This window comes from Variovorax paradoxus, assembly GCF_030815855.1.
GTDB lineage: Bacteria > Pseudomonadota > Gammaproteobacteria > Burkholderiales > Burkholderiaceae_C > Variovorax > Variovorax paradoxus_M.
On sequence record NZ_JAUSXG010000001.1, the window covers coordinates 2,738,567 to 2,761,454 of the forward strand.

23 protein-coding genes are annotated in these 22,888 nt (G+C 66.7%); 13 read left to right on the plus strand and 10 right to left on the minus strand.

The genetic code is table 11. The features are described 5' to 3' along the window. Positions 1–2 precede the first annotated feature (2 nt). Positions 3–647 (minus strand): hypothetical protein, encoded by a 645-nt coding sequence (locus QFZ42_RS12850; protein ID WP_307701321.1) that lies wholly within the window; start codon positions 645–647, stop codon positions 3–5. Positions 648–650: 3 nt separating this feature from the next. Then, the gene (locus QFZ42_RS12855) at positions 651–962 is read right to left on the minus strand and encodes a phosphopantetheine-binding protein (protein ID WP_307701322.1); all 312 of its coding nucleotides are present in this window, start codon (positions 960–962) and stop codon (positions 651–653) included. Between the two features lie 101 nt (positions 963–1,063). On the opposite strand from QFZ42_RS12855, the gene QFZ42_RS12860 reads away from it, so the two are divergent. After that, a complete protein-coding gene (locus tag QFZ42_RS12860; RefSeq protein ID WP_307701323.1) occupies positions 1,064–2,572 on the plus strand; it encodes a helicase HerA-like domain-containing protein in 1,509 nt (502 codons plus the stop codon). A 22-nt stretch (positions 2,573–2,594) separates the two neighbouring features. On the opposite strand, the gene QFZ42_RS12865 is transcribed toward QFZ42_RS12860, so the two are convergent. Both QFZ42_RS12865 and QFZ42_RS12870 read right to left on the minus strand, forming a co-directional pair. After that, positions 2,595–3,236 (minus strand): DUF1109 domain-containing protein, encoded by a 642-nt coding sequence (locus QFZ42_RS12865; RefSeq protein WP_307701324.1) that lies wholly within the window; start codon positions 3,234–3,236, stop codon positions 2,595–2,597. Further along, the gene (locus QFZ42_RS12870) at positions 3,233–3,814 is read right to left on the minus strand and encodes a sigma-70 family RNA polymerase sigma factor (RefSeq protein ID WP_307701325.1); all 582 of its coding nucleotides are present in this window, start codon (positions 3,812–3,814) and stop codon (positions 3,233–3,235) included. Before QFZ42_RS12870 ends, QFZ42_RS12865 begins: the two co-directional genes overlap by 4 nt. A 171-nt stretch (positions 3,815–3,985) precedes the next feature. Between QFZ42_RS12870 and QFZ42_RS12875 the strand changes: the two genes are divergently transcribed. From QFZ42_RS12875 to QFZ42_RS12930, 12 genes are all read left to right on the plus strand, one after another. Continuing rightward, positions 3,986–4,405 carry a hypothetical protein gene (locus tag QFZ42_RS12875; RefSeq protein ID WP_307704228.1) on the plus strand — a complete coding sequence of 140 codons (420 nt, stop codon included), beginning with the start codon at positions 3,986–3,988 and terminating at the stop codon, positions 4,403–4,405. Positions 4,406–4,419: 14 nt separating this feature from the next. After that, positions 4,420–4,887 carry a DUF6152 family protein gene (locus QFZ42_RS12880; RefSeq protein WP_307701326.1) on the plus strand — a complete coding sequence of 156 codons (468 nt, stop codon included), beginning with the start codon at positions 4,420–4,422 and terminating at the stop codon, positions 4,885–4,887. 114 nt (positions 4,888–5,001) lie between these two features. Further along, on the plus strand, positions 5,002–6,327 hold the full coding sequence (locus tag QFZ42_RS12885; protein ID WP_307701327.1) for a GTP cyclohydrolase II: 1,326 nt from the start codon (positions 5,002–5,004) through the stop codon (positions 6,325–6,327). Beyond that, a complete protein-coding gene (locus tag QFZ42_RS12890) occupies positions 6,324–7,736 on the plus strand; it encodes a URC4/urg3 family protein (RefSeq protein ID WP_307701328.1) in 1,413 nt (470 codons plus the stop codon). The genes QFZ42_RS12885 and QFZ42_RS12890 overlap by 4 nt, the downstream gene beginning before the upstream one ends. A gap of 34 nt (positions 7,737–7,770) precedes the next feature. Continuing rightward, the gene (gene upp, locus QFZ42_RS12895) at positions 7,771–8,400 is read left to right on the plus strand and encodes a uracil phosphoribosyltransferase (RefSeq protein ID WP_307701329.1); all 630 of its coding nucleotides are present in this window, start codon (positions 7,771–7,773) and stop codon (positions 8,398–8,400) included. Positions 8,401–8,476: 76 nt separating this feature from the next. Next, positions 8,477–9,478, plus strand: a complete 1,002-nt coding sequence (locus tag QFZ42_RS12900; RefSeq protein WP_307701330.1) for a BMP family protein — start codon at positions 8,477–8,479, stop codon at positions 9,476–9,478. An 8-nt stretch (positions 9,479–9,486) separates the two neighbouring features. Then, positions 9,487–10,431, plus strand: a complete 945-nt coding sequence (locus QFZ42_RS12905) for a 5'-methylthioadenosine/S-adenosylhomocysteine nucleosidase (RefSeq protein WP_307701331.1) — start codon at positions 9,487–9,489, stop codon at positions 10,429–10,431. Positions 10,432–10,567: 136 nt separating this feature from the next. After that, complete coding sequence (locus QFZ42_RS12910) at positions 10,568–12,175, plus strand: ABC transporter ATP-binding protein (RefSeq protein ID WP_307701332.1); 1,608 nt, start codon at positions 10,568–10,570, stop codon at positions 12,173–12,175. Next, positions 12,175–13,236: an ABC transporter permease gene (locus QFZ42_RS12915; protein WP_307704229.1), complete on the plus strand. Its 1,062-nt coding sequence runs from the start codon at positions 12,175–12,177 to the stop codon at positions 13,234–13,236. The genes QFZ42_RS12910 and QFZ42_RS12915 overlap by 1 nt, the downstream gene beginning before the upstream one ends. Next, positions 13,233–14,156, plus strand: coding sequence for an ABC transporter permease (locus QFZ42_RS12920; RefSeq protein WP_307701333.1), 924 nt, complete (start codon positions 13,233–13,235; stop codon positions 14,154–14,156). The genes QFZ42_RS12915 and QFZ42_RS12920 overlap by 4 nt, the downstream gene beginning before the upstream one ends. Next, a complete protein-coding gene (locus QFZ42_RS12925; RefSeq protein ID WP_307701334.1) occupies positions 14,156–14,608 on the plus strand; it encodes a hypothetical protein in 453 nt (150 codons plus the stop codon). Before QFZ42_RS12920 ends, QFZ42_RS12925 begins: the two co-directional genes overlap by 1 nt. Positions 14,609–14,630: 22 nt before the next feature. Then, complete coding sequence (locus QFZ42_RS12930) at positions 14,631–15,911, plus strand: amidohydrolase family protein (protein ID WP_307701335.1); 1,281 nt, start codon at positions 14,631–14,633, stop codon at positions 15,909–15,911. A gap of 48 nt (positions 15,912–15,959) precedes the next feature. On the opposite strand, the gene QFZ42_RS12935 is transcribed toward QFZ42_RS12930, so the two are convergent. The 6 genes from QFZ42_RS12935 to clpS all read right to left on the minus strand — a co-directional run bounded on the left by QFZ42_RS12935 (position 15,960) and on the right by clpS (position 22,715). Further along, entirely contained in the window at positions 15,960–16,511 is a 552-nt protein-coding gene (locus tag QFZ42_RS12935) for a GNAT family N-acetyltransferase (protein ID WP_307701336.1), read from the minus strand. After that, positions 16,498–16,938 carry a DUF3574 domain-containing protein gene (locus QFZ42_RS12940; protein ID WP_307701337.1) on the minus strand — a complete coding sequence of 147 codons (441 nt, stop codon included), beginning with the start codon at positions 16,936–16,938 and terminating at the stop codon, positions 16,498–16,500. Before QFZ42_RS12940 ends, QFZ42_RS12935 begins: the two co-directional genes overlap by 14 nt. Before the next feature lie 27 nt (positions 16,939–16,965). Then, positions 16,966–18,405 carry an exodeoxyribonuclease I gene (gene sbcB / locus QFZ42_RS12945; protein WP_307701338.1) on the minus strand — a complete coding sequence of 480 codons (1,440 nt, stop codon included), beginning with the start codon at positions 18,403–18,405 and terminating at the stop codon, positions 16,966–16,968. Then, positions 18,406–19,851: a cardiolipin synthase gene (cls, locus tag QFZ42_RS12950; RefSeq protein WP_307701339.1), complete on the minus strand. Its 1,446-nt coding sequence runs from the start codon at positions 19,849–19,851 to the stop codon at positions 18,406–18,408. A 115-nt stretch (positions 19,852–19,966) separates the two neighbouring features. Beyond that, positions 19,967–22,288, minus strand: coding sequence for an ATP-dependent Clp protease ATP-binding subunit ClpA (gene clpA, locus QFZ42_RS12955; protein WP_307577023.1), 2,322 nt, complete (start codon positions 22,286–22,288; stop codon positions 19,967–19,969). Between the two features lie 67 nt (positions 22,289–22,355). Beyond that, a complete protein-coding gene (gene clpS / locus QFZ42_RS12960; protein ID WP_307701340.1) occupies positions 22,356–22,715 on the minus strand; it encodes an ATP-dependent Clp protease adapter ClpS in 360 nt (119 codons plus the stop codon). Positions 22,716–22,888 lie beyond the last annotated feature (173 nt).

Sequence of the window (22,888 nt, forward strand, 5' to 3'; positions counted from 1 at the left end):
CTTCACCGGCCGCCAGTGCCGGGATCGATGGTCGACGTGCCCTGGAAGGCACGCACCGCATCGATGAGCCGCGTGCGCTCGAACTCGGGATGCAGCCGATAGCGCACCAGGTGCTCGCCCACGAAAAGCAGCGTCACCGAGAGCGGCGTCAGCACGTTCGCGAGCAGCGACCAGGCCGAGAAAGGCAGCGTCAGGTACACCACGATCGACGACACCACCACCAGCGCGAAATACACGGTCCAGATGCGGGTGAGCTGCGTGGTGTAGGCCAGCATGTGGCCCTTCAGCGGATGCACGCGCTGGGCAAACTGGGTGATCAGCGGCAGGCCGGGCCCGCGCAGCGAAGCGCCGAACCAGCCGCACAAGAGGCCATTGATGGCCACATGCTGGAACACATAGAGCCGGTTGGTGTCGCCCGCTTCACCGAGGAAAACCAGCGCAAATCCGGCAATGCCGAGCAGCATGGCGGCAACGAAACCCCAGCGGCCGAGCTTGCTGGCGGCAAAACCCATGGCGGCCAGCCAGAGCGGACCGAGCAAGACCACCACCGCCCACGGCTCGGTGGGGTGGAACAGCATCATCCAGTGAGAGAGGCCGGCATAGGCCACTCCCACCAGCAGCAGGAGCGCCAGTCGCCATCGAGACATGGATCAGGAAGCGCTGCGGTGCTGGGCGACGTGGGTCGCGAGCGTGCGCAGCGACTGGAAGATCTGTTGGTTGCGCTCGTCGTCCGAGCGCAGCTGGAAGCCGTAGCGCCGTGACACTTCGAGCGCAACTTCGAGGATGTCGATCGAATCGAGGCCCAGGCCTTCGCCGTACAGCGGATCGTTCGGCCCGATTTCTTCGGGCTTGACTTCGAGATTGAGCGCGTTCACCAGCAAGACGGCCAACTCTTGTTCAATCGGCGACTGTTCAGGTGAATCGCCAATGGCGGGGATGGGGGGCTGAGCAGTCGATGACAAAAAAACCTCCTGAAACTTTTTCCGTAACTACCTCGGGGGCCGTGGATTATAGGAGGGCGGCTTGATTAGACTGCCCGCTTCGATACGACCCGGAGCCCTTCATGGCCGACCCCCTTCTGATCGCGCGTCACGACACCATTGAATGCGCCCTGCTCCCCAGCCTGGCCAACCGCCACGGGCTGATCACCGGCGCGACCGGCACGGGCAAGACGGTCACGCTGCAGACCATCGCCGAAAAGCTCTCCGGCATCGGCGTTCCGGTGTTCATGGCCGACGTCAAGGGCGACCTGACCGGCATGAGCCAGAAAGGCAGCATCGGCGAAAAGATGGCCGCCACGCTGAAGGAACGGGGCATCGAGCTGCCCGAACCGGCCGCCTGCCCCGTCACCTTGTGGGACGTGTTCGGCGAACAGGGCCATCCGGTACGGGCTACGGTGTCCGACATGGGCCCGCTGCTGCTGGGCCGCATGCTCGACGTGAACGAAACCCAGGCCGGCGTGCTGAACCTGGTGTTCAAGATTGCCGACGACAACGGCCTGCTGCTGCTCGACCTGAAGGACCTGCGCGCCATGCTGCAGTACGTGGGCGAGAACGGCAGCCAGTTCACCACCGAATACGGCAACATCAGCGCCGCCAGCGTGGGCGCCATCCAGCGCGGCCTGCTGCAGATCGAAACCCAGGGCGGCGACAAGTTCTTCGGCGAGCCGATGCTCAACATCGCCGACTTCATGCAAACCGTGGGCGGCAAGGGCGTGGTCAACATCCTGGCCGCCGACAAGCTCATGAACTCGCCGCGGCTCTACGCCACCTTCCTGCTCTGGATGCTGTCGGAGCTGTTCGAGCAATTGCCCGAAATCGGCGACCCCGACCAGCCCAAGCTGGCCTTCTTCTTCGACGAGGCCCACCTGCTCTTCAACGAGGCGCCCAAGGCGCTGGTCGAACGCATCGAACTCGTGGTGCGGCTGGTGCGCTCCAAGGGCGTGGGCGTCTATTTCGTGACGCAGAACCCCCTCGACATTCCGGATTCGGTGCTGGCCCAGTTGGGCAACCGCGTCCAGCATGCGCTGCGCGCCTTCACCCCGCGCGACCAGAAGGCCGTGAAAGCCACGGCCACCACCATGCGCCAGAAGCCGGGGCTGGACATCGAAACGGCGATTACCGAGCTTGCCGTGGGCGAAGCGCTGGTGAGCTTTCTCGATGCCAAGGGGCGCCCGAGCGTGACCGAGCGCGTGTACGTGGTGCCGCCGGGCAGCCAGATTGGGCCCATCACCCCGGCACAGCGCCAGGCGGTTGTTGCCAATTCGCTCGTCGCCGGCGTGTACGAGAAGACGGTGGACCGCGAATCGGCCTACGAAAAGCTCAAGGGCCGTGCCGAAACCGCGCCCGACGCACCGGCGGCCAAGCCTGGCGCCAAGGACGCGGCCGAATCGTCCGGAGCCGGCAGCATGCTGAACGACCTGCTCTTCGGCAGCACGGGCCCGCGCGGCGGCAAGCGCGACGGGCTGGTGCAGACGATGGCCAAGTCGGCCGTGCGCACCATGGGCACCTCGGTGGGCAAGGAGATCCTGCGCGGCGTGCTGGGCGGCATCTTCGGCGCCAAGAAGCGCTGACCGCGGCGGCGCGCCGCCAGGCTCACCAGCGCAGCAGGCGCGGCCCGAGCACGGCGCCCACGAGCACCGGCAGCGCAATGCCGCTCACGTACCAGACCGCAAGGAATGGTGCCGTCAGCTCCATGCAGTGTAGCGCGTAGACCGAGGCGCCCACCCCGCCCGCCAGCGCACCGGCGGCCGCTCCGGCCAACGCAGCCCGCGTGGGCGCCAGGCTCTTCAACGCGAGCAGCGCCGCCGCGAAGACCGGCAGCGCCATGAACCCGATGCTGAGTGCGCAGATCCGCCACGACTGGCCCATGAGCAGCGGCATGCGCTCCGTGGCCGGTGCGCCGAACCAGGCCATGGCCGCCAGCACCCACACCACGAGCACAGGCACGGCAACGCCGATCCACGCGCGCTGCAACTGCACGCCTGGCCGCGCAAGGCGCTGCACCATCACGAAGCCCGCCGCAGCGATGCACAGCGGAAACAGCACCTTGACCCAGAACATCGGCCAGAACATGGCTTGCACGAGGTCGCGGCGCAATCCGTATTCGGTGAACATGATGGCGAACGACAACGGCAACCCCGCGAGCAGTGCCAAGGTCAGGCGGCGCCCTGCGGCGCGGCGCGGCGCGGCTGGGGCGCCGGTCGCCAGCATGGCCACGAGATCGTCGGTTTTCATGAGGGCTTGCCTCCCATTCTTGCCGCCAGCGCCTTGAGGCCGCGGTGGATGCCCACCTTCACGGCCGATTCGGACATGCCGGTCAAGCTGGCCGTCTCGGCCACCGAGAGGCCTTCGAGCTTCACGTGCACGATCGGCAGCCGCTGGCGTTCCGGCAGCGTCTGCAACAGGCCGCCGAGGTCGCGCCGCGCATCGCTGGCATCGGTGGCCGATTCGGCGAACACGGCGAGGTCGTCGTCCAGCGGGTCATGCAGGGCTTCGCGCACGGACTTCGCACGCAGCAGGTCGATCATCTTGTAGCGCGCAATGGCATGCACCCAGGCCGTCAGCGGCTGGTCGCTCTGGTAGGTATGGCGCTGGTTGTGCATGGCGAGCAGGCATTCCTGAACGAGGTCTTCCACTTCATCGGGCCAGCCGAACAGGCGCTTGCCCAGAAAGGCGCGCAGGTGCGCGCTGAGTTTTTGCAGGAATTCGCGATAGGCCGTGGCGTCGCCGTCCAGCCCGCGCAGGAACAGGCTGCGCAGCGCCGCCTCGGCGTCGCTCATTCGCGTCTTGCTGTCCATTGTGTTTCGTGCCATCGGACCGGCTGGTTACAGCGCGTTCAGAAAAAAGGTTCGCCGGATTGTGCCGCCCCGGCGGTCCCGTCCTGGGCTAAGCTTGTCCGAACCCTTGAAGAAGGAGCGCCTCGTGCCACCTGCTGCCGCAAGCCTTTTGGTCCGTGAACGGGTTCCGGCCCGTCGCTGATGCCGATGCTGGCCGGGCTGGTTTCGCATCCCTGGGCTTATCCCGCCTTGGAGGTGGTGCACATCGTCGGCATCGCGCTGCTGTTCGGCGGCCTGCTCGTGTTCGAGTTGCGCATGCTGGGCTTCGCCCACGAGCTTCCGGCACCGAAGCTGGCGCGCCTGACGCTGCTGCCGGCACTCGTCGGCTTCGGGCTGTGTGCCGCCACAGGCCTCACGATGTTTTCGACGCAGCCCGGCGAACTTCTGGCCAACACCGCCTTTCGCATCAAGCTGCTGCTGATCGGCCTGGCGGGAGTCAACGCCGTGTGGTTCCATGTGCGCGGCGGCGTCGCCGCGAATGGCGCAGTCCCCAAGCTGCAATGCCTGCTGTCGCTGGGGTTTTGGCTCGCTGTCATCATCTGCGGGCGTTGGATCGCTTACATCTGAACAAGGAGGCCGAGATGATGCACAGGCGCATGTTCGTTGCCGCTTCGCTGGGCCTGGCCCTGCCGGCGTGGGCTCACCACGGCTGGAGCAGTTTCGACCAGGACCGCCCGCTCTACCTGGAGGGGCGCGCGACCAAGGTCATGTGGCGCAACCCGCATGGCGAGCTGGAGCTCGAGCTTCCCGAGAACCCGACTTTGCCGTCGGACCTGAAGCAGCGCCCGCTGCCCAAGCAGAGCACGGCCGTCGACGGCCCAGGGCTGCTGGCCAAGGCCCAGTTGCCGACCCGGCGCGACCGCAAGTGGCTCGTCGAACTGGCGCCGCTCACGCGGCTGCAGGCCTGGGGCCTCGAGGAGATCAAGCCCGGCACCCCGGTGGCCGCACTGGGTTTCACGTTCACAGGTGAAAAAGGCGAAGCGGTGCTGCGCGCCGAATACCTGTTCGTCGGCGGCAAGACCTACGGACTGCGCTCCTCGCCGGCTTGAACGGCAACACGGCCGCCGCGGAATCGCCGCGGCCACCGGCGGCAATGACGATGTTCGCGCCCTGCTTGCCAGCCGCGCGAGTGATCGGTACATTGCATTTTTTGAGGGCCTTCAATGTCCGCAGACAGCACCGCCACCTCTCCCGAGATCTCCGCGACTTCCGCGATCCCCGTCTCACCCCTCCCCCCGATCCATCCTTCGTCGTCGACCGGCCACATCCGGTTGACCTCTCATGCCGGAGGCTTCGGCGCACTGCCCATCCGATGGGGCGCGGCCACCGCCACCGAGCGCGGGCCCGTGGTGGGCACCACCACCAAGCGGGCGCACCGCAACGTCATCGGCACGCACAGCGGTTCGTACAGCGTGTACCGCGCGCTCGCCGTGGCGGCCGGCGCGCTCAAGCGCGAACACAAGGCCGACCTGACCAACACCGCGCCGACCGACGTGATCGGCCCGTATCCTCAATGGAGCGAGCCGGGGCGCATCGTCTCGCTCGACCCCTGGGGCGCATTGGTCGCCGACGTGTTCTCCGCCGAACTCGCCGCGGGCTACGACATCCGCCCGACCATCGCGATCACCAAGGCGCACGTGATCCTGCCCGAGGTGATCGAGGCGCTGCAGAGCGGCCGGCTCAAGGCCGACGGCCACTTTCTCACCACCGGCGGCGCCGCGATGGTGACCAAGGCCGCCATCGAGCCCGTGTGGTATCTGCCCGAGGTGGCGCGGCGCTTCGGCTGCTCCGAAACCGACCTGCGCCGCACGCTGTTCGAGGAAACCGGCGGCATGTACCCCGAACTCGTCACGCGGTCCGACCTCGAGGTGTTCCTGCCACCCATCGGCGGACAGACGCTCTACATCTTCGGCAACCCGCGCGACCTCGCCAACCCCGAGGTGGAGCTCACCGCGCGCATTCACGACGAGTGCAACGGCTCCGACGTGTTCGGCTCCGACATCTGCACCTGCCGCCCCTACCTCACGCACGCCATCGAGGAATGCATCCAGGGCGCGCAGCGCGGCGGCGTGGGTTTGATCGCCTACTCGCGCAAGGAAGGCCGCGCGCTCGGCGAGGTGACCAAGTTCCTGGTCTACAACGCGCGCAAGCGCCAGGTCGGCGGCGACACAGCCGACCAGTATTTCGCGCGCACCGAATGCGTGGCCGGCGTGCAGGACATGCGCTTTCAGGAGCTGATGCCCGACGTCTTCCACTGGCTCGGCATCAAGAAAATCCATCGGCTCGTGTCGATGAGCAACATGAAGTTCGACGCCATCACCGGCTCCGGCATCGAGATCGGCGAGCGCGTGAACATTCCGGACGAACTGATTCCGGCCGACGCCCGCGTCGAGATGGACGCCAAGATGGCGGCCGGCTACTTCACGCCCGGCCCGGTGCCGGACGCGGAGGAACTCAAGAAGGCCAAGGGCCGGGGACTGAGCGAATGAGCGACAACAAGGAACACAGCAACAACTACCTGCCCGCAGACGGGTCGGGCACCCTGCCGGCCGGCAGCGCTGGCGACATCGATCCGGCGACCGAATTCGCGCCCGACACCAGCCGACCGGCGGGCGCCGCTACCCTCTTGCGCACCACCGGCGCCATTCGCGAGCGCGCGGCCGCGCTGCTCGCCCGCGCACGCCGCGGCGAGTCGCAATGGTTTCGCATCGGCGGCGACGATGCGGCGGACGACGCAGCCCGCACCGTGGCCGAAGTCACGCGCGAGCGCTACCCGTGGGACACCATTCCGTATCACAGCCGCTGGCGCCACTTCGAGGCCGGCGGCGTTGACCGGCTGAAACAGCTCGATGCGCTGCTCGGCAAGGGCATCGATGCCCGTCAGCGTGCCCGCGCGCACATCGACCTGGTGCTGGTGAGCGTGCTGCTCGATGCCGGGGCCGGCCCCGACTGGCACTACACCGAGCCGGCCACGGGCCAGCGCTTCACGCGCTCCGAAGGCCTGGGCGTGGCGAGTTTCCATGCCTTCACGAGCGGACTCTTTTCGTCCAACCCCGACCATCCGCTGCAAGCCGATGCGGCAGGACTGCGCGGCCTGGTCACCGACCGGCTCGGCGACGCCTTTCAAGTGAGCGACGTCAATCCGCTGGTAGGCCTTGCCGGCCGCGCCGTGCTGCTGCGCCGCCTGGGCGAAGCGATGAGCGAACAACCCGAGACTTTCGGTGACGACGGCCGGCCCGCCGGCATGTTCGACGCATTGGTCGCTCCCTTTGGGGCCGCCGCGCCGCCCACCGCCGAAATTACCGCGCACCAGATCCTTTCGCTGCTGCTCGAAACGCTTTCCCGCATTTGGCCCGCCGCCAACGCCATTGACAGCATCGCGCTCGACGGCAGCGACACCACGGGCGGCATCGGTTCGAGCGACCCGGCACTCGCGCTGGGCGACTGCTGGCGCCACAGCGCGGTGCGCGGGCCGGGCCTTACCAACGGATGGATGCCGTTCCACAAGCTTTCGCAATGGCTCACTTATTCGCTGCTCGAACCCTTCGAGTGGGCGGGCGTGAAGGTGCGCCAGCTCAATGCGCTCACCGCCCTGCCCGAATACCGCAACGGCGGCCTCCTGATCGACAGCGGCGTGATCGTGCCGAAGGACCCGGCTTCTCTTTCGCGCGTATGGAAGGCCGGGGACGAGTTCATCGTGGAATGGCGTGCGCTCACCGTGGCGCTGCTCGACGAGCTCGCACCGCGCGTGCGCAAGATGCTCGACCGCACCGAGGAAGAATTGCCGCTGGCCTGCGTGCTCGAGGGCGGCACCTGGGCCGCCGGCCGTGCGCTGGCACAACGCTTGCGTGACGGAGCACCACCGCTCCTGATCGAGAGCGACGGCACCGTCTTTTAGACTCCCTGCTTCAGCAACGGTAGAAAAAAATCCAATGAGCAACGTCCACCTCGTCGATCACCCTCTCGTCCAGCACAAGCTCACGCTGATGCGCCGCAAGGATGCCTCCACCAACAGCTTCCGCCGGCTCCTGAATGAAATCAGCATGCTCATGGCCTACGAGGTCACGCGCGACATGCCGATGCAGGACATCGAGGTCGAGACCCCGCTCGAGACCATGCAGGCCAAGGTCATCGACGGCAAGAAGCTGGTGCTGGTGTCCATCCTCCGCGCGGGCACCGGCATCCTGGACGGCATGCTCACCGTGGTGCCGGGCGCACGCGTCGGCCACATCGGCCTGTACCGCGACCCCAAGACGCTGACCGCGGTCGAGTACTACTTCAAGATGCCCGGCGAGATGGAGAACCGCGACGTGATCGTGGTCGACCCGATGCTGGCCACCGGCAACTCGGCGGTGGCTGCCGTGGAGCGCTTGAAGGAACTCAGCCCGAAGTCGATCAAGTTCGTCTGCCTGCTGACCTGCCCCGAAGGCGTCGCGACCCTGCAGAAGGCGCACCCCGACGTGCCGATCTACACCGCCGCGATCGACCGCGAGCTGAACAGCCACGGGTACATCCTGCCCGGGCTCGGAGACGCCGGCGACCGGATTTTTGGGACCAAGTAAAGCCGACGCCCTCTGGCGGCGCCCGCTGTCGATGCGGCCGCAACAAGAAGATTTCCATACCTCGAGGAGAAGCACCGTGACAGCACGCCGTCAGTTGATCATTCGTTCCGCCGCCTTGGCCGCCGCGCTTGCGGCGGGCGCGCCGGGCCTTGCATGGGCGCAGGCCAAGCTCAAGGTGGCGGCGGTGTACACCGTGCCCTTCGAGCAGCAATGGGTGGGCCGCATCCACAAGGCGCTGAAGGCGGCGGAAGCGCGCGGCGAGATCGAATACAAGGCCACCGAGAACGTCAGCAACGCCGACTACGAGCGCGTGATGCGCGAGTACGCCACCGGCGGCAACCAGCTGATCCTGGGCGAAGTGTTCGGCGTGGAAGCCGCGGCGCGCAAGGTCGCGAAAGACTTTCCGAAGGTCGCCTTCCTCATGGGCTCGTCGCTCAAGCCGCAGGCGCCCAACTTCAGCGTGTTCGACAACTACATCCAGGAGCCGGCGTACCTCTCCGGCATGGTGGCCGGCGGCATAACTAAGAGCAATCGCATCGGCATGGTCGGCGGCTTTCCCATCCCGGAAGTGAACCGGCTCATGAACGCGTTCATGGCGGGCGCGAAGGAAACGAATCCGAAGGTCGAGTTCAGCGTGAGCTTCATCAACAGCTGGTTCGATCCGCCGAAGGCCAAGGAAGCCGCTTTTGCGATGATCGACAAGGGCGCCGACGTGATGTACGCCGAGCGCTTCGGCGTCTCGGACGCAGCCAAGGAAAAGGGCAAGCTCGCCATCGGCAACGTGATCGACACGCAGGCGCAATACCCCGACACGGTGGTGGCCTCCGCGCTGTGGAACTTCGAACCCTCGGCCGACCGCGCCATCAAGCTCGTGAAGGAAGGCAAGTTCGCCGCCGAAGACTACGGCGTCTACTCGACCATGAAGCACAAGGGCTCCGAACTCGCGCCGCTCGGCACGTTCGAGAAGAAGGTGCCGGCCGACATCGTGGCCAAGGTGAAGGCCAAGCAGGCCGACATCCTGTCGGGCAAGGCGACCATCAAGGTCGACGACTCGCAACCGAAATCGACCGCCAAGTGAAGGGGCCGATGACGATGCGCTGGCGCTCTCTTCTTGCGGCCGGCTTGCTGGCCCTCGGCCTGGCGGGTTGCGCCGGTATGTACAAGACCGGCGGTGCCGACATCGGCAGCACGCGCCTGGACGACACGCCGCGCATCGCGGTCGTGTCGGCCTTCGAGCCCGAGCTCAAGCTGCTGCTCGGGCGCCTGCGGGGGGCCGCCAGGCACAGCCTGAACGGGGTCGAGTTCACCACCGGCACGCTCGAAGGCAAGCCGGTCGTGCTGTTCCTCTCGGGCATCAGCATGACGAACGCGACCATGAACACGCAGCTGGTGCTCGACCGCTTTCGCATCAGCCACATCGTGTTCAGCGGCATCGCCGGCGGGGTGAACCCGTCGCTGCACGTGGGCGACGTCACGGTGCCGGCGCAATGGGGCCAGTACCTCGAGGTGCTGATGGCGCGCGAAACCGCGCCGGCCAAATACAGCGCCCCGCCCTTCATCAAGGACGCGACGCTGCCCAACTTCGGAATGATGTTTCCGCGCCCGGTCGAGGTGCGCTCGGCCGCCAAACCGGCCATCGAGCGCAAGTTCTGGTTCGAGGCCGATCCGAAGATGCTCGAGGTGGCGCGCAGCATCCGCAGCGTCGACCTGGCGAACTGCAGTGGCGGGAAGTGCCTCGCCCGCAAGCCCCAGCTCGTCGTCGGCGGCAACGGCGTCTCGGGCCAGGCCTTCATGGACAACAAGGCGTACCGCGAATACACCTTCAAGACCTTCCAGGCCAACGTGCTCGACATGGAAACCGCGGCCGTGGGCATGGTGGCCTACAGCAACGGCGTGCCGTACATCGCCTTCCGCTCGCTGAGCGATCTCGCGGGCGGTGGCGAGGGCGAGAACGAGATGGGCACCTTCATGGGCATCGCGGCCGACAACTCGGCCAAGGTCATGCTGGCGTTCCTGGCTGCGTGGAAGTGATGCCGGGCTTACTCCCTCCCCTTCCGGGGGAGGGCCGGGGTGGGGGCAAGCGGCCTTCGGTTGAGCGCAGAAGGATTGCGGGCGCCGTCTGCCCCCATCCCAGCCTTCCCCCAAAGGGGGAAGGAGCAAGACCTTCATGACCGGCACCACGGTTCTCCGCCTCCGGGGCATCACCAAGCGCTTCGGCACGCTCGTGGCGAACGACGCCATCTCGCTCGACCTGCAGGCCGGCGAAGTGCTCGCGCTGCTCGGCGAGAACGGCGCGGGCAAGTCGACGCTCATGTCCATCCTGTTCGGCCACTATGTCGCCGACGAAGGCCGCATCGAGGTGTTCGGCGCCCCGCTGCCGCCGGGCAACCCCAAGGCCGCACTCGCTGCCGGCGTCGGCATGGTGCACCAGCATTTCACGCTGGCCGACAACCTCAGCGTGCTCGACAACGTGATGATGGGCACCGAGCCGCTGTGGCTCCCGGTGTCGCGCCGCGCGGCCGCGCGTGCGCGACTGCTCGACGTGGCGCAGCGCTTCGGCTTGCCGGTGCAGCCCGACGCGAAGATCGGCAGCTTGTCGGTCGGCGAGCGGCAGCGCGTGGAGATCCTCAAGGCGCTGTATCGCGGTGCGCGCATCCTGATCCTCGACGAGCCGACCGCCGTGCTCACGCCGCAAGAGAGCGAGGCGCTGTTCGCCACGCTTGCGCAGATGGTGGCGCAGGGCCTCTCGGTGATCTTCATCAGCCACAAGCTCGGCGAGGTGCTGCGCGTGTCGCACCGCATCGCCGTGCTGCGCGGCGGCAAGCTCGTGGCCGAGGCGCGCACGGCCGATACCACGCAGGCGCAGCTCGCGCTGTGGATGGTCGGGCATGCGGTTGAAGCGCCGCAGCGGCGGCCGGCCAGGTCCGTCGGCGATGCCGTGTGCGTGCTCGACCACGTCAGCACTGCATCGGGCAAGGACGGCGGGCAGGACCATTCAAGCGCCCTCCGCGAGGTGTCGCTGACGCTGCGCGCCGGCGAGATCACCGCCATTGCGGGCGTCTCGGGCAACGGCCAGGTGGCGCTGGCCGAACTGTTGTGCGGCACGCGCCGCGCCGTCTCGGGCACCGCGCAATTGATGGGCCGCGCGCTGCCGCCCTCGCCGGCGCGGCTGGTGCAACGCGGCGTGGCGCGCATTCCCGAAGACCGGCATGCGGTGGGCGTGGTCGGCGACCTGCCGGTGTGGGAGAACGCAGTGTCGGAGCGGCTGCGCAGCCCGGTCTTCTCGCGCTGGTCGTGGTTTGTGCGGCGCGCCGCGGCCCGTCTGCATGCCCGGCGCATCGAAGAAGCGTTCGACGTGCGCGGTGCCGGACTGATGGCGCCAGCGCGTTCGCTCTCCGGCGGGAACATGCAGAAGCTGATCCTGGGGCGCGCACTGCTGGCGCCCGAACAGGCCGAAGAGGCCAAGGGAAGCGACGACAAGAAGTATCCGACGCGCGCGCCCCGCCTCATCGTGGCGCACCAGCCGACCTGGGGCCTGGACATCGGTGCCGTCGCCTATGTGCAGCAGCAACTCATCGCCGCGCGCGATGCCGGCGCGGCGGTATTGGTGATTTCCGACGATCTCGACGAAGTGCTGGCGCTCGGCGACCGCGTGGCCGTGATGCATGGCGGCCATCTCGGCGAAGCGCGCCCCGCATCGGCGTGGACGCGCGAAGCCATCGGGTTGGCGATGGCCGGCGCGACGGCGCCTCAGCGCCCGGGAGGCACGTCATGATGCGGCTCGAACGACGCCACGAAACCTCGCGCGCCGCGCTGGTGCTGGCGCCCGTCGGCGCGGTCGCGTTCACCATGGCAGTGAGCGCATTGCTCGTGCTCTGGGCCGGTGCGCCAGTCGGCCGCACCTACGCACTGCTGCTGCAAGGCGGTTTCGGCTCGGTCTTCGCCTGGAGCGAGACGCTGACACGCGCGATTCCGCTGATCCTCACCGGGCTGGCGGCCACGGTCGCTTTCAAGGCGCGGCTCTTCAACATCGGCGCCGAGGGGCAGCTGTTCGCCGGCGCGCTCGCCGCCGTGGCTGTGGGGGGCATGCACGGCGGCACCGGCTTCGAGCTCGCGCCCTGGGTGCTGTTCCCGCTGATGATGCTGGCCGCCACCGTGGCGGGCGCCCTGCTGCTCCTCGGGCCGGCATTGATGAAGAACAAGCTCGGCGTCGACGAGGTCGTGACCACGCTGCTGATCAACTTCATCGTGCTGCTCGGCGTGTCGGCGCTGCTCGACGGTCCGATGAAAGACCCGGCCGCCATGGGCTGGCCGCAGAGCGTGTCGCTGCAATCCGACCTGGAGCTCGGCAAGCTCGTCGCCCAGACGCGGGTGCACACCGGCCTGCTCTGGGCCGTGTCGCTCGCGGTGATGGTGTGGGCGATCTTCAAGTACACGGTGCTGGGCTTCGACATTCGCGCGATGGGCGCCAATGCGCGCGCCGCCGCGTTTGCCGGCGTGCCGGTCACGCGCACCGTGGTGATGGTGGCGCTGCTCTCGGGCGCGCTGGCCGGGCTGGCCGGCGCCATCGAAGTGGCGGGCCGCACGAGCTACGTCACGCTCGACATGTCGCCGGGCTATGGCTACACGGGCATCGTGATCGCGATGCTCGCGGGCCTGCATCCGCTGGGCGTGATCGCCGCGGGCGTGTTCGTGGCGGGCGTGCTGGTCGGCGCCGACACCATGAGCCGCGCGGTGGGGGTTCCGACCTACATCGCGGATGTGATCGTCGCGGCCTCGCTGATCGCGGTGCTGGTGGCGACGCTGTTGACGCAGTACCGGGTACGGATGAAATGACCGACCTGCTCGACATCCTCGCCAATCCGGCCTTCTGGGTCGCGGTGCTGCGCATCGCCACGCCGCTGATCCTCGGCACGCTCGGCGTGCTGTTGTGCGAACGCGCGGGCGTGCTCAACCTCGGCATCGAAGGGATCATGGTCGCGGGCGCCTTCACGGGATGGCTCGCGGTGTACGCCGGCGCGCCGCTGTGGGCCGGCGTGGCCGTGGCCGCGCTCACGGGCATGGTGTTCGGGTTGCTCCACGCCTTTCTCACCGTCGGACTGGCGCTGTCGCAGCACGTCTCGGGGCTGGGCATCACGCTGCTGGCGACCGCGCTCAGCTACTTCGGCTACCGCGTGAGTTTTCCGAAGGTGAATACGCCGCCGACCATCACGCCCTTCGCGCCGATGGAGTGGCTGCCGATGCCGATCCTGAATGCGCAAACCGCGCTCACGCTGTTCGCGCTGCTGCTGGTGCCGGCCATCGGCTGGGTGCTGTACCGCACGCCGCTCGGGCTCGCGCTGCGCATGGTCGGCGAGAACCCGCAGGCGGCCGAGAGCCAGGGCGTGTCGGTCGCCGCCACGCGCACGGGCGCCATCGTCGCGGGCTCAGCGCTGATGGGCGTCGCGGGCTCGTTCCTCACGCTTTCCGCCTTCAACGCCTTTTTCTTCAACATGGTGAACGGCCGCGGCTGGATCTGCGTGGCACTCGTGGTGTTCGCCTCGTGGCGGCCCGGCAAGGCCCTGCTCGGCGCGCTGCTGTTCGCGTTCTTCGACGCGCTGCAGCTTCGGCTGCAACAATCGGGCGATGCCGTGCTGCCCTACCAGATCTACCTGATGCTGCCCTACCTGCTGTCGATCCTCGCGCTCGTGCTGGTGGCGCGTAAGGCCAGCTATCCCCAGGCGCTGATGAAGCCCTATCGCAAAGGGGAACGCTGATGATGAAGACCACCGCTGCAACACTGCTCGCCGCGCTGTCGACGTTGGGCGGCACAGGCGCGCATGCACTCGGCAGCGACTACAGCTACGACACCTTCAAGACGGCCGATGCGGTCAGCTGGGTGCAGCTGTGCGGCACCTGGGGCAAGACCCGTCAGGGCACGTACCGCGTCGTCCATGCCGACCAGTACGCGCAGTCCTTCCTCTACGTGCAGTGGATGACGCGCGATGCCAACGGCAGCCTTCATGCCGAGCACACGGTGGCGATTGCCGAGCTCGACAACGACCATGCCGAGGTCGCGCTCGCCGACCTCACCTGCCGCGCCACGCCGCGCGGCATCGTGGTGACGGCGAAAGCGACGTCCGGGCACGACGACAAGCTGCGCCGCGTGACCATCGAGGTCGGACCGGCGCCGGGGCAGTACCGCTATAGGGCGCAGCGCACGCGCTGAACGACAGTCCAGGAATTTCACCATGCTCGACCTCCTCGTCACGAACGCCACACTCCCCGACGGCCGCACCGGCATGTCGATCGCCGTGCAGGGCGGCCGCATTGCCGAGGTCACCGCAGGCCTCGATGCACCGGCGCATGAAAAGCTCAATGCACAAGGCCTGCTGCTTTCGCCGCATTTCGTCGACCCGCACTTCCATATGGACGCCACGCTGAGCTACGGCCTGCCGCGCGTCAATGAGAGCGGCACGCTGCTCGAAGGCATCGCGCTGTGGGGCGAGCTCAAGCCGCTGCTCACGGCCGATGCGCTGATCGAACGTGCGCTCGCGTACTGCGACTGGGCGGTGGCCAAGGGCCTGCTGGCCGTTCGTTCGCACGTGGACACGAGCGACCCGAGCCTGCTCGCTGTCGATGCGCTGCTCGAGGTCAAGCGCCAGGTTGCGCCGTATCTCGACCTGCAGCTCGTCGCCTTTCCGCAGGACGGCGTGCTGCGCTCGCCGGGCGGCGTCGACAACCTGAAGCGTGCACTCGACAAGGGCGTGGACGTGGTCGGCGGCATTCCGCATTTCGAGCGCACCATGGCCGAGGGCGCCGCGAGCGTGAAGCTGCTGATGGAGCTTGCGGCCGAGCGCGGCAAGCTGGTCGACATGCACTGCGACGAGTCGGACGACCCACTCTCGCGCCACATCGAAACGCTGTCCGCCGAAACCTGGCGCCTGGGCATGCAGGGTCGCGTGACGGGCTCGCATTGCACATCGATGCATTCGATGGACAACTACTACGTGAGCAAGCTCCTGCCGTTGATTGCGCAGAGCGGCGTCAGCGTCGTTTCGAACCCGCTGATCAACATCACCCTGCAGGGCCGCCACGACACCTACCCCAAGCGGCGCGGCATGACACGCGTGCCCGAACTCATGGCCACCGGCGTGAACGTCGCCTTCGGTCACGACTGCGTGATGGACCCGTGGTACGGCATGGGCTCGGGCGACATGCTCGAAGTGGCGCACATGGGGTTGCACGTGGCGCAGATGACGAGCCAGGCCGGCATTCGCCAATGCTTCGACGCAGTGACCACGAATGCCGCGCGCGTGATGCACCTCGAGGGCTACGGCCTCGAGGCGGGCTGCGACGCGAGCTTCGTGCTGTTGCAGGCGCGCGACCCGGTCGAGGCGATCCGGCTGCGCGCGACGCGGCTCAAGGTGTTCCGCAAGGGGCGCTTGCTGGCGGAAACGCCGGCCGCGACGGCCGCGCTGCATCTTCCTGGCCGTGGCGGCCAGACGGGATGGATGATTCCGAAAGCCTGAATTCGACGCATCGATTCCGGCGCCTGCAATCGAATCGGCAGAAGAGAGTTAGCGGCCTGCGTCGAGGTCGCACCACATGTGAACCTTGGCCAGCAGTTCGTCGTCGATCGCGATGGCGAGCGGCTCCACGCCAAAGACCTGAAAACCGCAGCGCTCGTACAGCGCCTGCGCGGTGTGGTTGCCTTCAGTCACCGTGAGTTGCACCAGCCGCAGCCGTTCGACTGCGCGGGCATGCGCCAGAACCGCAAGCACCAGCCGCCGGCCGAAACCGACCCCGCGTGCGGAAGCCGCCACGGCCATGCCGAAGAGCGTGGCCTTGTGGCGGGCGCGCTGCCGCGCGTCCAAGCTCAAACCCGCCGCGCCCACCAGCACGCCCGACTCGTCGAAAGCGCCGTAGACCACGCTGGCCTCGTTTGCATCCGAACCCAGCCGCTCTTCCCACCAGCGAAGCGGCAGACCGGAGCGCTCCTCCACTGTGGTAGTGAAGGCGCTGGGGTGCTTGGCATAGGCGCCGAGCATCAAGGCGCGGTAAGCCGTGGCGTCGGCGGCCACAAGGCGCCGGACGGCGCTGTGGTCGTTTTCGCTTTCAGAAGCGGACACAGACGGACTGCCTTTCCTGCAGCACGGCCTCCTGGCCGAAGCGCTGCTTGTAGGTGCCGATGATGTCGGCGATGGCGGCATCGTCCTCGGGACTGCGTGGATGCAGCAGCACCACGAGCTTTGAGGGTTCGCGCACCACGCCGCCCGAGGCGCCACGCCACTGCCCGGCCGCATCGAGCACCGTCAGTCCTTTGGGGAAGACGGGTGTTACGACGGTATCGAGGAACGCGGCCCACTGTGCGTCCGACACTTGTCCGCCGGCGGGAATGGCACGGCCGAAATACAGCGCGTCGCGCTCGAAGGCTGCGAAGTCCGTAGCGCAGGCTTTCGAGTCCTCGGGTGCAAATGGCAATGCGCCGCATCCGGCGAGGATGACCACCACCGCCAAAGCGGCCACCAGGCGCAATCGGGTGACGACGGACGGCATGGCGCAGTTCACTTGGGTCCGTGGATTTCAGGCTTCGGGCGCAATGGCCTCGGCATACTCATAAAGCGCACCCAGGATTTCTTCGCCCCGCTCATCCGCGGTTTCGGACAGCGCATCGACTTCGCTGAACAACATTTCGATGGTGCGCGCGCCGCCCTCGCCCTTGAACAGCCGCGCGACGCGCAGCGCCTCCCAACGCTCGGTTTCCTCGGGGCTGAGCAGCTCGGGCCAGTTGCGCGCGCGGTAGCGAAAGAGAATTTCCTCGAGCCGCCCGTCGTCGAAACCGGTGCGGTCTTTTGCCAGCTCTTCGGGCGAGAGCGCGCGCAGCTGGTTGAGCCGCCGCCGGTCGGCATTGCCGACGAAGCCGCCGTAGAGGTCTTCGTCGACGTCGGGCGCGGCCTCCTTGGGACGGGCGTACACCTGCGACCAGATGGCGCTCATGTCGGGCAGGTCGCGTGCGATGGCCGCGTGGCGCATGGCCGCATCGAGATCGACGTTCCAGCGCTCGGCCATGGCGGGTGCCAGCGTGCGCAGGTTGCCGACCACCATCGGCGACTTGTTGAGGTGAATGCCCTTGACCGGCAGGCGGACCACGCCTTCGGGCAGGTCGGCGGTGCGCGTGAAGAGGCGCAGGCGCAGCGTCTCGACATCGAGGTCGCGCAACTCGCTCGGATCGTGGGCCAGGTCCCAGGCAATGAGCTCGTTCTTGTTGGTCGGATGGCTGGCGAGCGGCCACATCACGCCGAGGCATCCGCGCTCGACCGGGAACATGCCCGAAATGTGCAGGAAAGGCTTGGCCGTTTCCCGCATGGCCGGCAGGCCGAGTTCGCTGGCCACGCGGTCTTTCTTGTGCAGGCCGAAGGCGAACTCGAACAGCTTGGGCTGCTTGTCCCGGATGAGCCGCGCCAACGCGATGGTGGCGCGCACGTCGGACAGCGCATCGTGCGCCGACTCGTGCAGCAGGCCGTTGGCGCGCGCCAGGTGTTCGAGCTTGAAGCTGGGCTTGCCGTCTTCTTTCTTCGGCCACTCGATGCCCTCGGGCCGCAGCGAATAGGTGAGGCGCACCACGTCGAGCAGGTCCCAGCGCCCGCAGTCGTTCTGCCACTCGCGCGCATACGGATCGATGAGGTTGCGCCAGAACAGGAACCGCGTGACCTCGTCGTCGAAACGGATGGTGTTGTAGCCCACGCCGATGGTGCCGGGCTGCGAAAAGGCTTTTTCGATCTGCGCGGCAAAGGCGTTCTCGGGGATGCCGCGTTCCAGGCAGAGCTGCGGCGTGATGCCGGTGATCAGGCAGGCCTCGGGGCTGGGCAGGTAGTCGGGCGCCGGCTTGCAGTAGATCATCAGCGGCTCGCCGATTTCGTTCAGCTCGGCGTCGGTGCGAATGGCGGCGAACTGCGAAGGCCGGTCACGGCGCGGCACGGCACCGAAGGTTTCGTAGTCGTGCCAGAGAAAGGTGTGGTTCATTCAGAGCAAGGGAGAAAACAATCGTGCAATCGCGTCGCCGAGGCGGCGCCAGAAACTTTGCTGGCGGTGGGCGCGCACCGCGCCGGAGCTGTGGAGGTCCGTTTCGAACTGCGCGGCCAGGGGGCGTGCCAGCTCGGGGCCATAGACCACCGCGCTCACCTCGAAATTCAATCGGAAGCTGCGATTGTCGAAATTCGCGGTACCGATCATCGCGCAATGGTCGTCGACCACCAAGGTCTTGGAGTGCAGCATGCGCGCCTTGTACTCCCACACCTTGACGCCGGCCGCAATCAGCTCGTCGAAGTAGGAGCGCGCGGCCGCGCTCACAATGGCCGAATCGCTGCGGCGCGGCACCAGCAGCCGCACGTCGACGCCGCGCAGCGCCGCGCTGGTCAGCGCCATCATGGCAGGCTCGCCGGGCACGAAGTACGGCGTGGTGAGCCAGGCGCGTTCGCTCGCCGAATGAATGGCCTCGACGTGCATGCGGTGGATGGGCTCCAGCATGTTGTCGGGGCCGCTGGTCACGATCTGTACAGGAATGTCGCCGGCCTCGACCTGCGGCAGCATGGCGCCCATCAGGTGGTCCATCTCACGGAGATCTTCGCCGGTGGCATAGGTCCAGTCTTCCAGGAAAGTGGTCTGCAGCCAGCGCACCGCGCTGCCCTCGATGCGCAGATGCACGTCGTGGTAGGCGTCGGGGCGCGTTCGCTTGTCTTCCTCGTCGGTGATGTTGACGCCGCCGGTAAAACCTACGCGCCCGTCGCACACGACGATCTTGCGGTGCGTGCGGTAGTTGGTCACCGGGCGCAGGCGTCGGCCGATGCGCGTGTCGTGGAAGAGCGCAACCTGCACGCCCGCGGCAACAAGCGGCGCCATGAACTTGCGGCCGATGCGCTTGGAACCCAGCGCGTCGAGCAGCAGGCGCACGGACACGCCCTGCCCGGCGCGGTCCACGAGCAGGTCGCGCAGCGCCGTGCCGATCTGGTCGGGCTCGAAGATGTAGTACTCGAGGTGGATGTGGTCGCGCGCCGCGCGCACGGCATCGAAGATGGCGTCGAAGGTACGCGCACCGCCCGAAAGCAGCGCCACGCCCGTAGCGCTCGAAACCGGCAGCCCGCAGGCCGCGGTGCCCAGTCGCGCCATCTGCTGCAGCGCCGGCGGCGCGTTCTGGGCCGCATCGCGCACACGCGCCAGGTCGGCCTGCGTGTGCGCGCTGGCGCGGCTGCGCAAACGCTTGACCCGCTGCTTGCGCAGGCGCTGCGGCCCGAGGAAGTAATAGATGACAAAGCCCGCGAACGGCAACAGCGCCAGCGACAGGATCCAGCTCATGGTGGAGACCGGCGCGCGCTTCTGCATCACGATCCAGACCGACAGCACGGCGATATAGCCGCTCCAGGCCAGAGAGAGGCCGGTTTTCCATTCCTGACTGAGCTCGGGGAGGATCAAAGTAAAACTGCGTACGAGGTAAATGCCGGCCCCAAAAAAAAAGGCCGGCAGCGAATGCTACCGGCCTTTTCAGTGTTGCCAGAAATACCGCGGAACCGGCTTTGCCGGCCCCGCTTTAGCCTGCGGCGGCTTCTTCGGCTTCAGGCTTGGACTTGCCTTCCTTCTTCGGCAGCGGCTGGATGTCCAACTGCACTTCGCCCTTGTCGTCGATGTCGACCGACAGGCGGCCGCCGTCGATCAGGCGTCCGAACAGCAGCTCGTCGGCCAGTGCACGACGGATCGTGTCCTGGATCAGGCGCTGCATCGGGCGCGCGCCCATCAGGGGATCGAAGCCCTTCTTCGCGAGGTGCTTGCGCAAGCCATCGCTGAACGTGACGTCGACCTTCTTCTCGGCCAGCTGCGTTTCGAGCTGCAGCAGGAACTTGTCGACCACGCGCAGGATGATCTGCTCGTCGAGCGCCTTGAAGCTCACGGTAGCGTCCAGGCGGTTGCGGAACTCGGGCGTGAACAGGCGCTTGATGTCGGCCATTTCATCGCCCGCCTGGCGCGGGTTGGTGAAGCCGATGGTCGCCTTGTTCATGGTCTCGGCGCCCGCGTTGGTGGTCATCACGATGATCACGTTGCGGAAGTCGGCCTTGCGTCCGTTGTTGTCCGTCAGGGTGCCGTGGTCCATGACCTGCAGCAGCACGTTGAAGATGTCCGGGTGCGCCTTCTCGATTTCGTCGAGCAGCAGCACCGCGTGCGGCTTCTTCGTGATGGCTTCGGTCAAGAGGCCGCCCTGGTCGAACCCGACGTAGCCCGGAGGCGCACCGATCAGACGGCTCACCGCATGGCGCTCCATGTATTCGGACATGTCGAAGCGGATCAGCTCGATGCCCATGATGTAGGCGAGCTGCTTGGCCGCTTCGGTCTTGCCGACGCCGGTGGGGCCGCTGAACAGGAACGAACCGATCGGCTTGTCCTCTCGGCCGAGGCCCGAACGCGCCATCTTGACCGCGGACGCCAGCACCTCGAGTGCCTTGTCCTGGCCGAACACCACGCTCTTCAGGTCGCGCTCGATGGTCTGCAGCTTGCCGCGGTCGTCGTTGCTGACGTTGGCCGGGGGAATGCGCGCGATCTTCGCGACGATGTCCTCGACCTCGGTCTTGCTGATGGTCTTCTTGCGCTTGTTCGCCGGCAGAATGCGCTGGGCGGCACCGGCCTCGTCGATCACGTCGATGGCCTTGTCGGGCAGATGGCGGTCGTTGATGTACTTGGCGCTCAGCTCCGCCGCCGCCTGCAGGGCCGCCACCGCGTACTTGACGCCGTGGTGCTCTTCGAAGCGCGACTTCAGGCCTTTCAGGATGTCGACGGTTTCCTGCACCGTCGGCTCGACCACGTCGACCTTCTGGAAACGGCGCGACAGGGCCGCATCCTTCTCGAAGATGCCGCGGTACTCGGTGAAGGTGGTGGCGCCGATGCACTTGAGCTGGCCGCTCGAGAGCGCCGGCTTCAGCAGGTTCGACGCGTCGAGCGTGCCGCCCGAAGCCGCGCCCGCACCGATCAGGGTGTGGATCTCATCGATGAACAGAATGGCGTTCGGCTTGTCCTTCAGCGACTTGAGCACGCCCTTCAGGCGCTGCTCGAAATCGCCGCGGTACTTGGTGCCGGCCAGCAATGCGCCCATGTCGAGCGAGTAGACCTGCGCCTCGGCCAGGATTTCGGGCACGTCGGACTGCGTGATGCGCCATGCCAAGCCTTCGGCGATGGCGGTCTTGCCCACGCCGGCCTCACCCACCAAGAGTGGGTTGTTCTTGCGCCGGCGGCACAGGATCTGGATCACGCGCTCGACCTCGTATTCGCGGCCGATCAGCGGATCGATCTTGCCGTCCTTGGCGAGCTGATTGAGGTTCTGCGTGAACTGCTCGAGAGGCGAAGCCTTCTCGTTCTTTTCGCCGCCGCCCTCTTCGCCCTCGCCCGAAGACGACTCGCTGCTGCCCTTGACGGCTTCAGGCGGATCGCTCTTCTTGATGCCATGGGCAATGAAGTTCACCACGTCCAGGCGGGTGACGCCCTGCTGGTGGAGGTAGTACACCGCGTGCGAATCCTTCTCGCCGAAGATCGCGACCAGCACGTTGGCGCCGGTGACTTCCTTCTTGCCGTTGCCGGTGGACTGCACATGCATGATGGCGCGCTGGATGACGCGCTGGAAACCCAGCGTGGGCTGGGTGTCGACATCGTCGGTACCCGCCACCTGGGGCGTGTTGTCCTTGATGAAGTTGGTGAGCGACGCCCGCAGGTCGTCGACGTTGGCCGAGCAGGCGCGCAGAACCTCTGCGGCGCTCGGGTTGTCCAGCAAAGCGAGCAACAGATGCTCCACGGTGATGAACTCGTGGCGCTGCTGCCTGGCCTCGACGAAGGCCATGTGCAAGCTGACTTCCAGTTCCTGGGCAATCATGTGATTTCCTTTTGCCTTGCTGTAAATATGTTCTCAGATGGGTTGGAGCTTGCGCAATTCAACTGGTTCACGCAACAGGCTCGCTCACGCACTGCAGCGGATGTCCGGCCTGGTGCGCCGCCTCCATCACCTGGTTGACCTTGGTGGCCGCCAGATCGCGGGAATAAACCCCACAAACGCCGCGGCCATCGAGATGAATCTTTAGCATGATCTGGGTCGCGGTTTCGCGATCCTTGTTGAAATATTCCTGCAGGACGACGATGACAAACTCCATGGGGGTGTAGTCGTCGTTCAGCATGACCACCTGGTACATCTGGGGCGGCGCGGTTTTTTGCGGCCGCCGCTCCAGAACGACCGAATCTCCGTCTTCCCCGCCCGGTTTCTGGGCCGGCGGAGTGCTGGGAGTCTTGGGAATTCTCGTTGCCATAAAAAAGATTCTATAGAGCGTGCAAGCACCGTGCCGGCGCAAGAAGACTTGGTGGCGCGTAATCGACAAATCAAGGGGCTTGCGTCGTGTGCGACACCACAAACGATGGAAAAAATTCCGCCGTTCGTGAGAACCACAGTGCAAATATTACGCGGCACCCGCTCCGAGAAAAA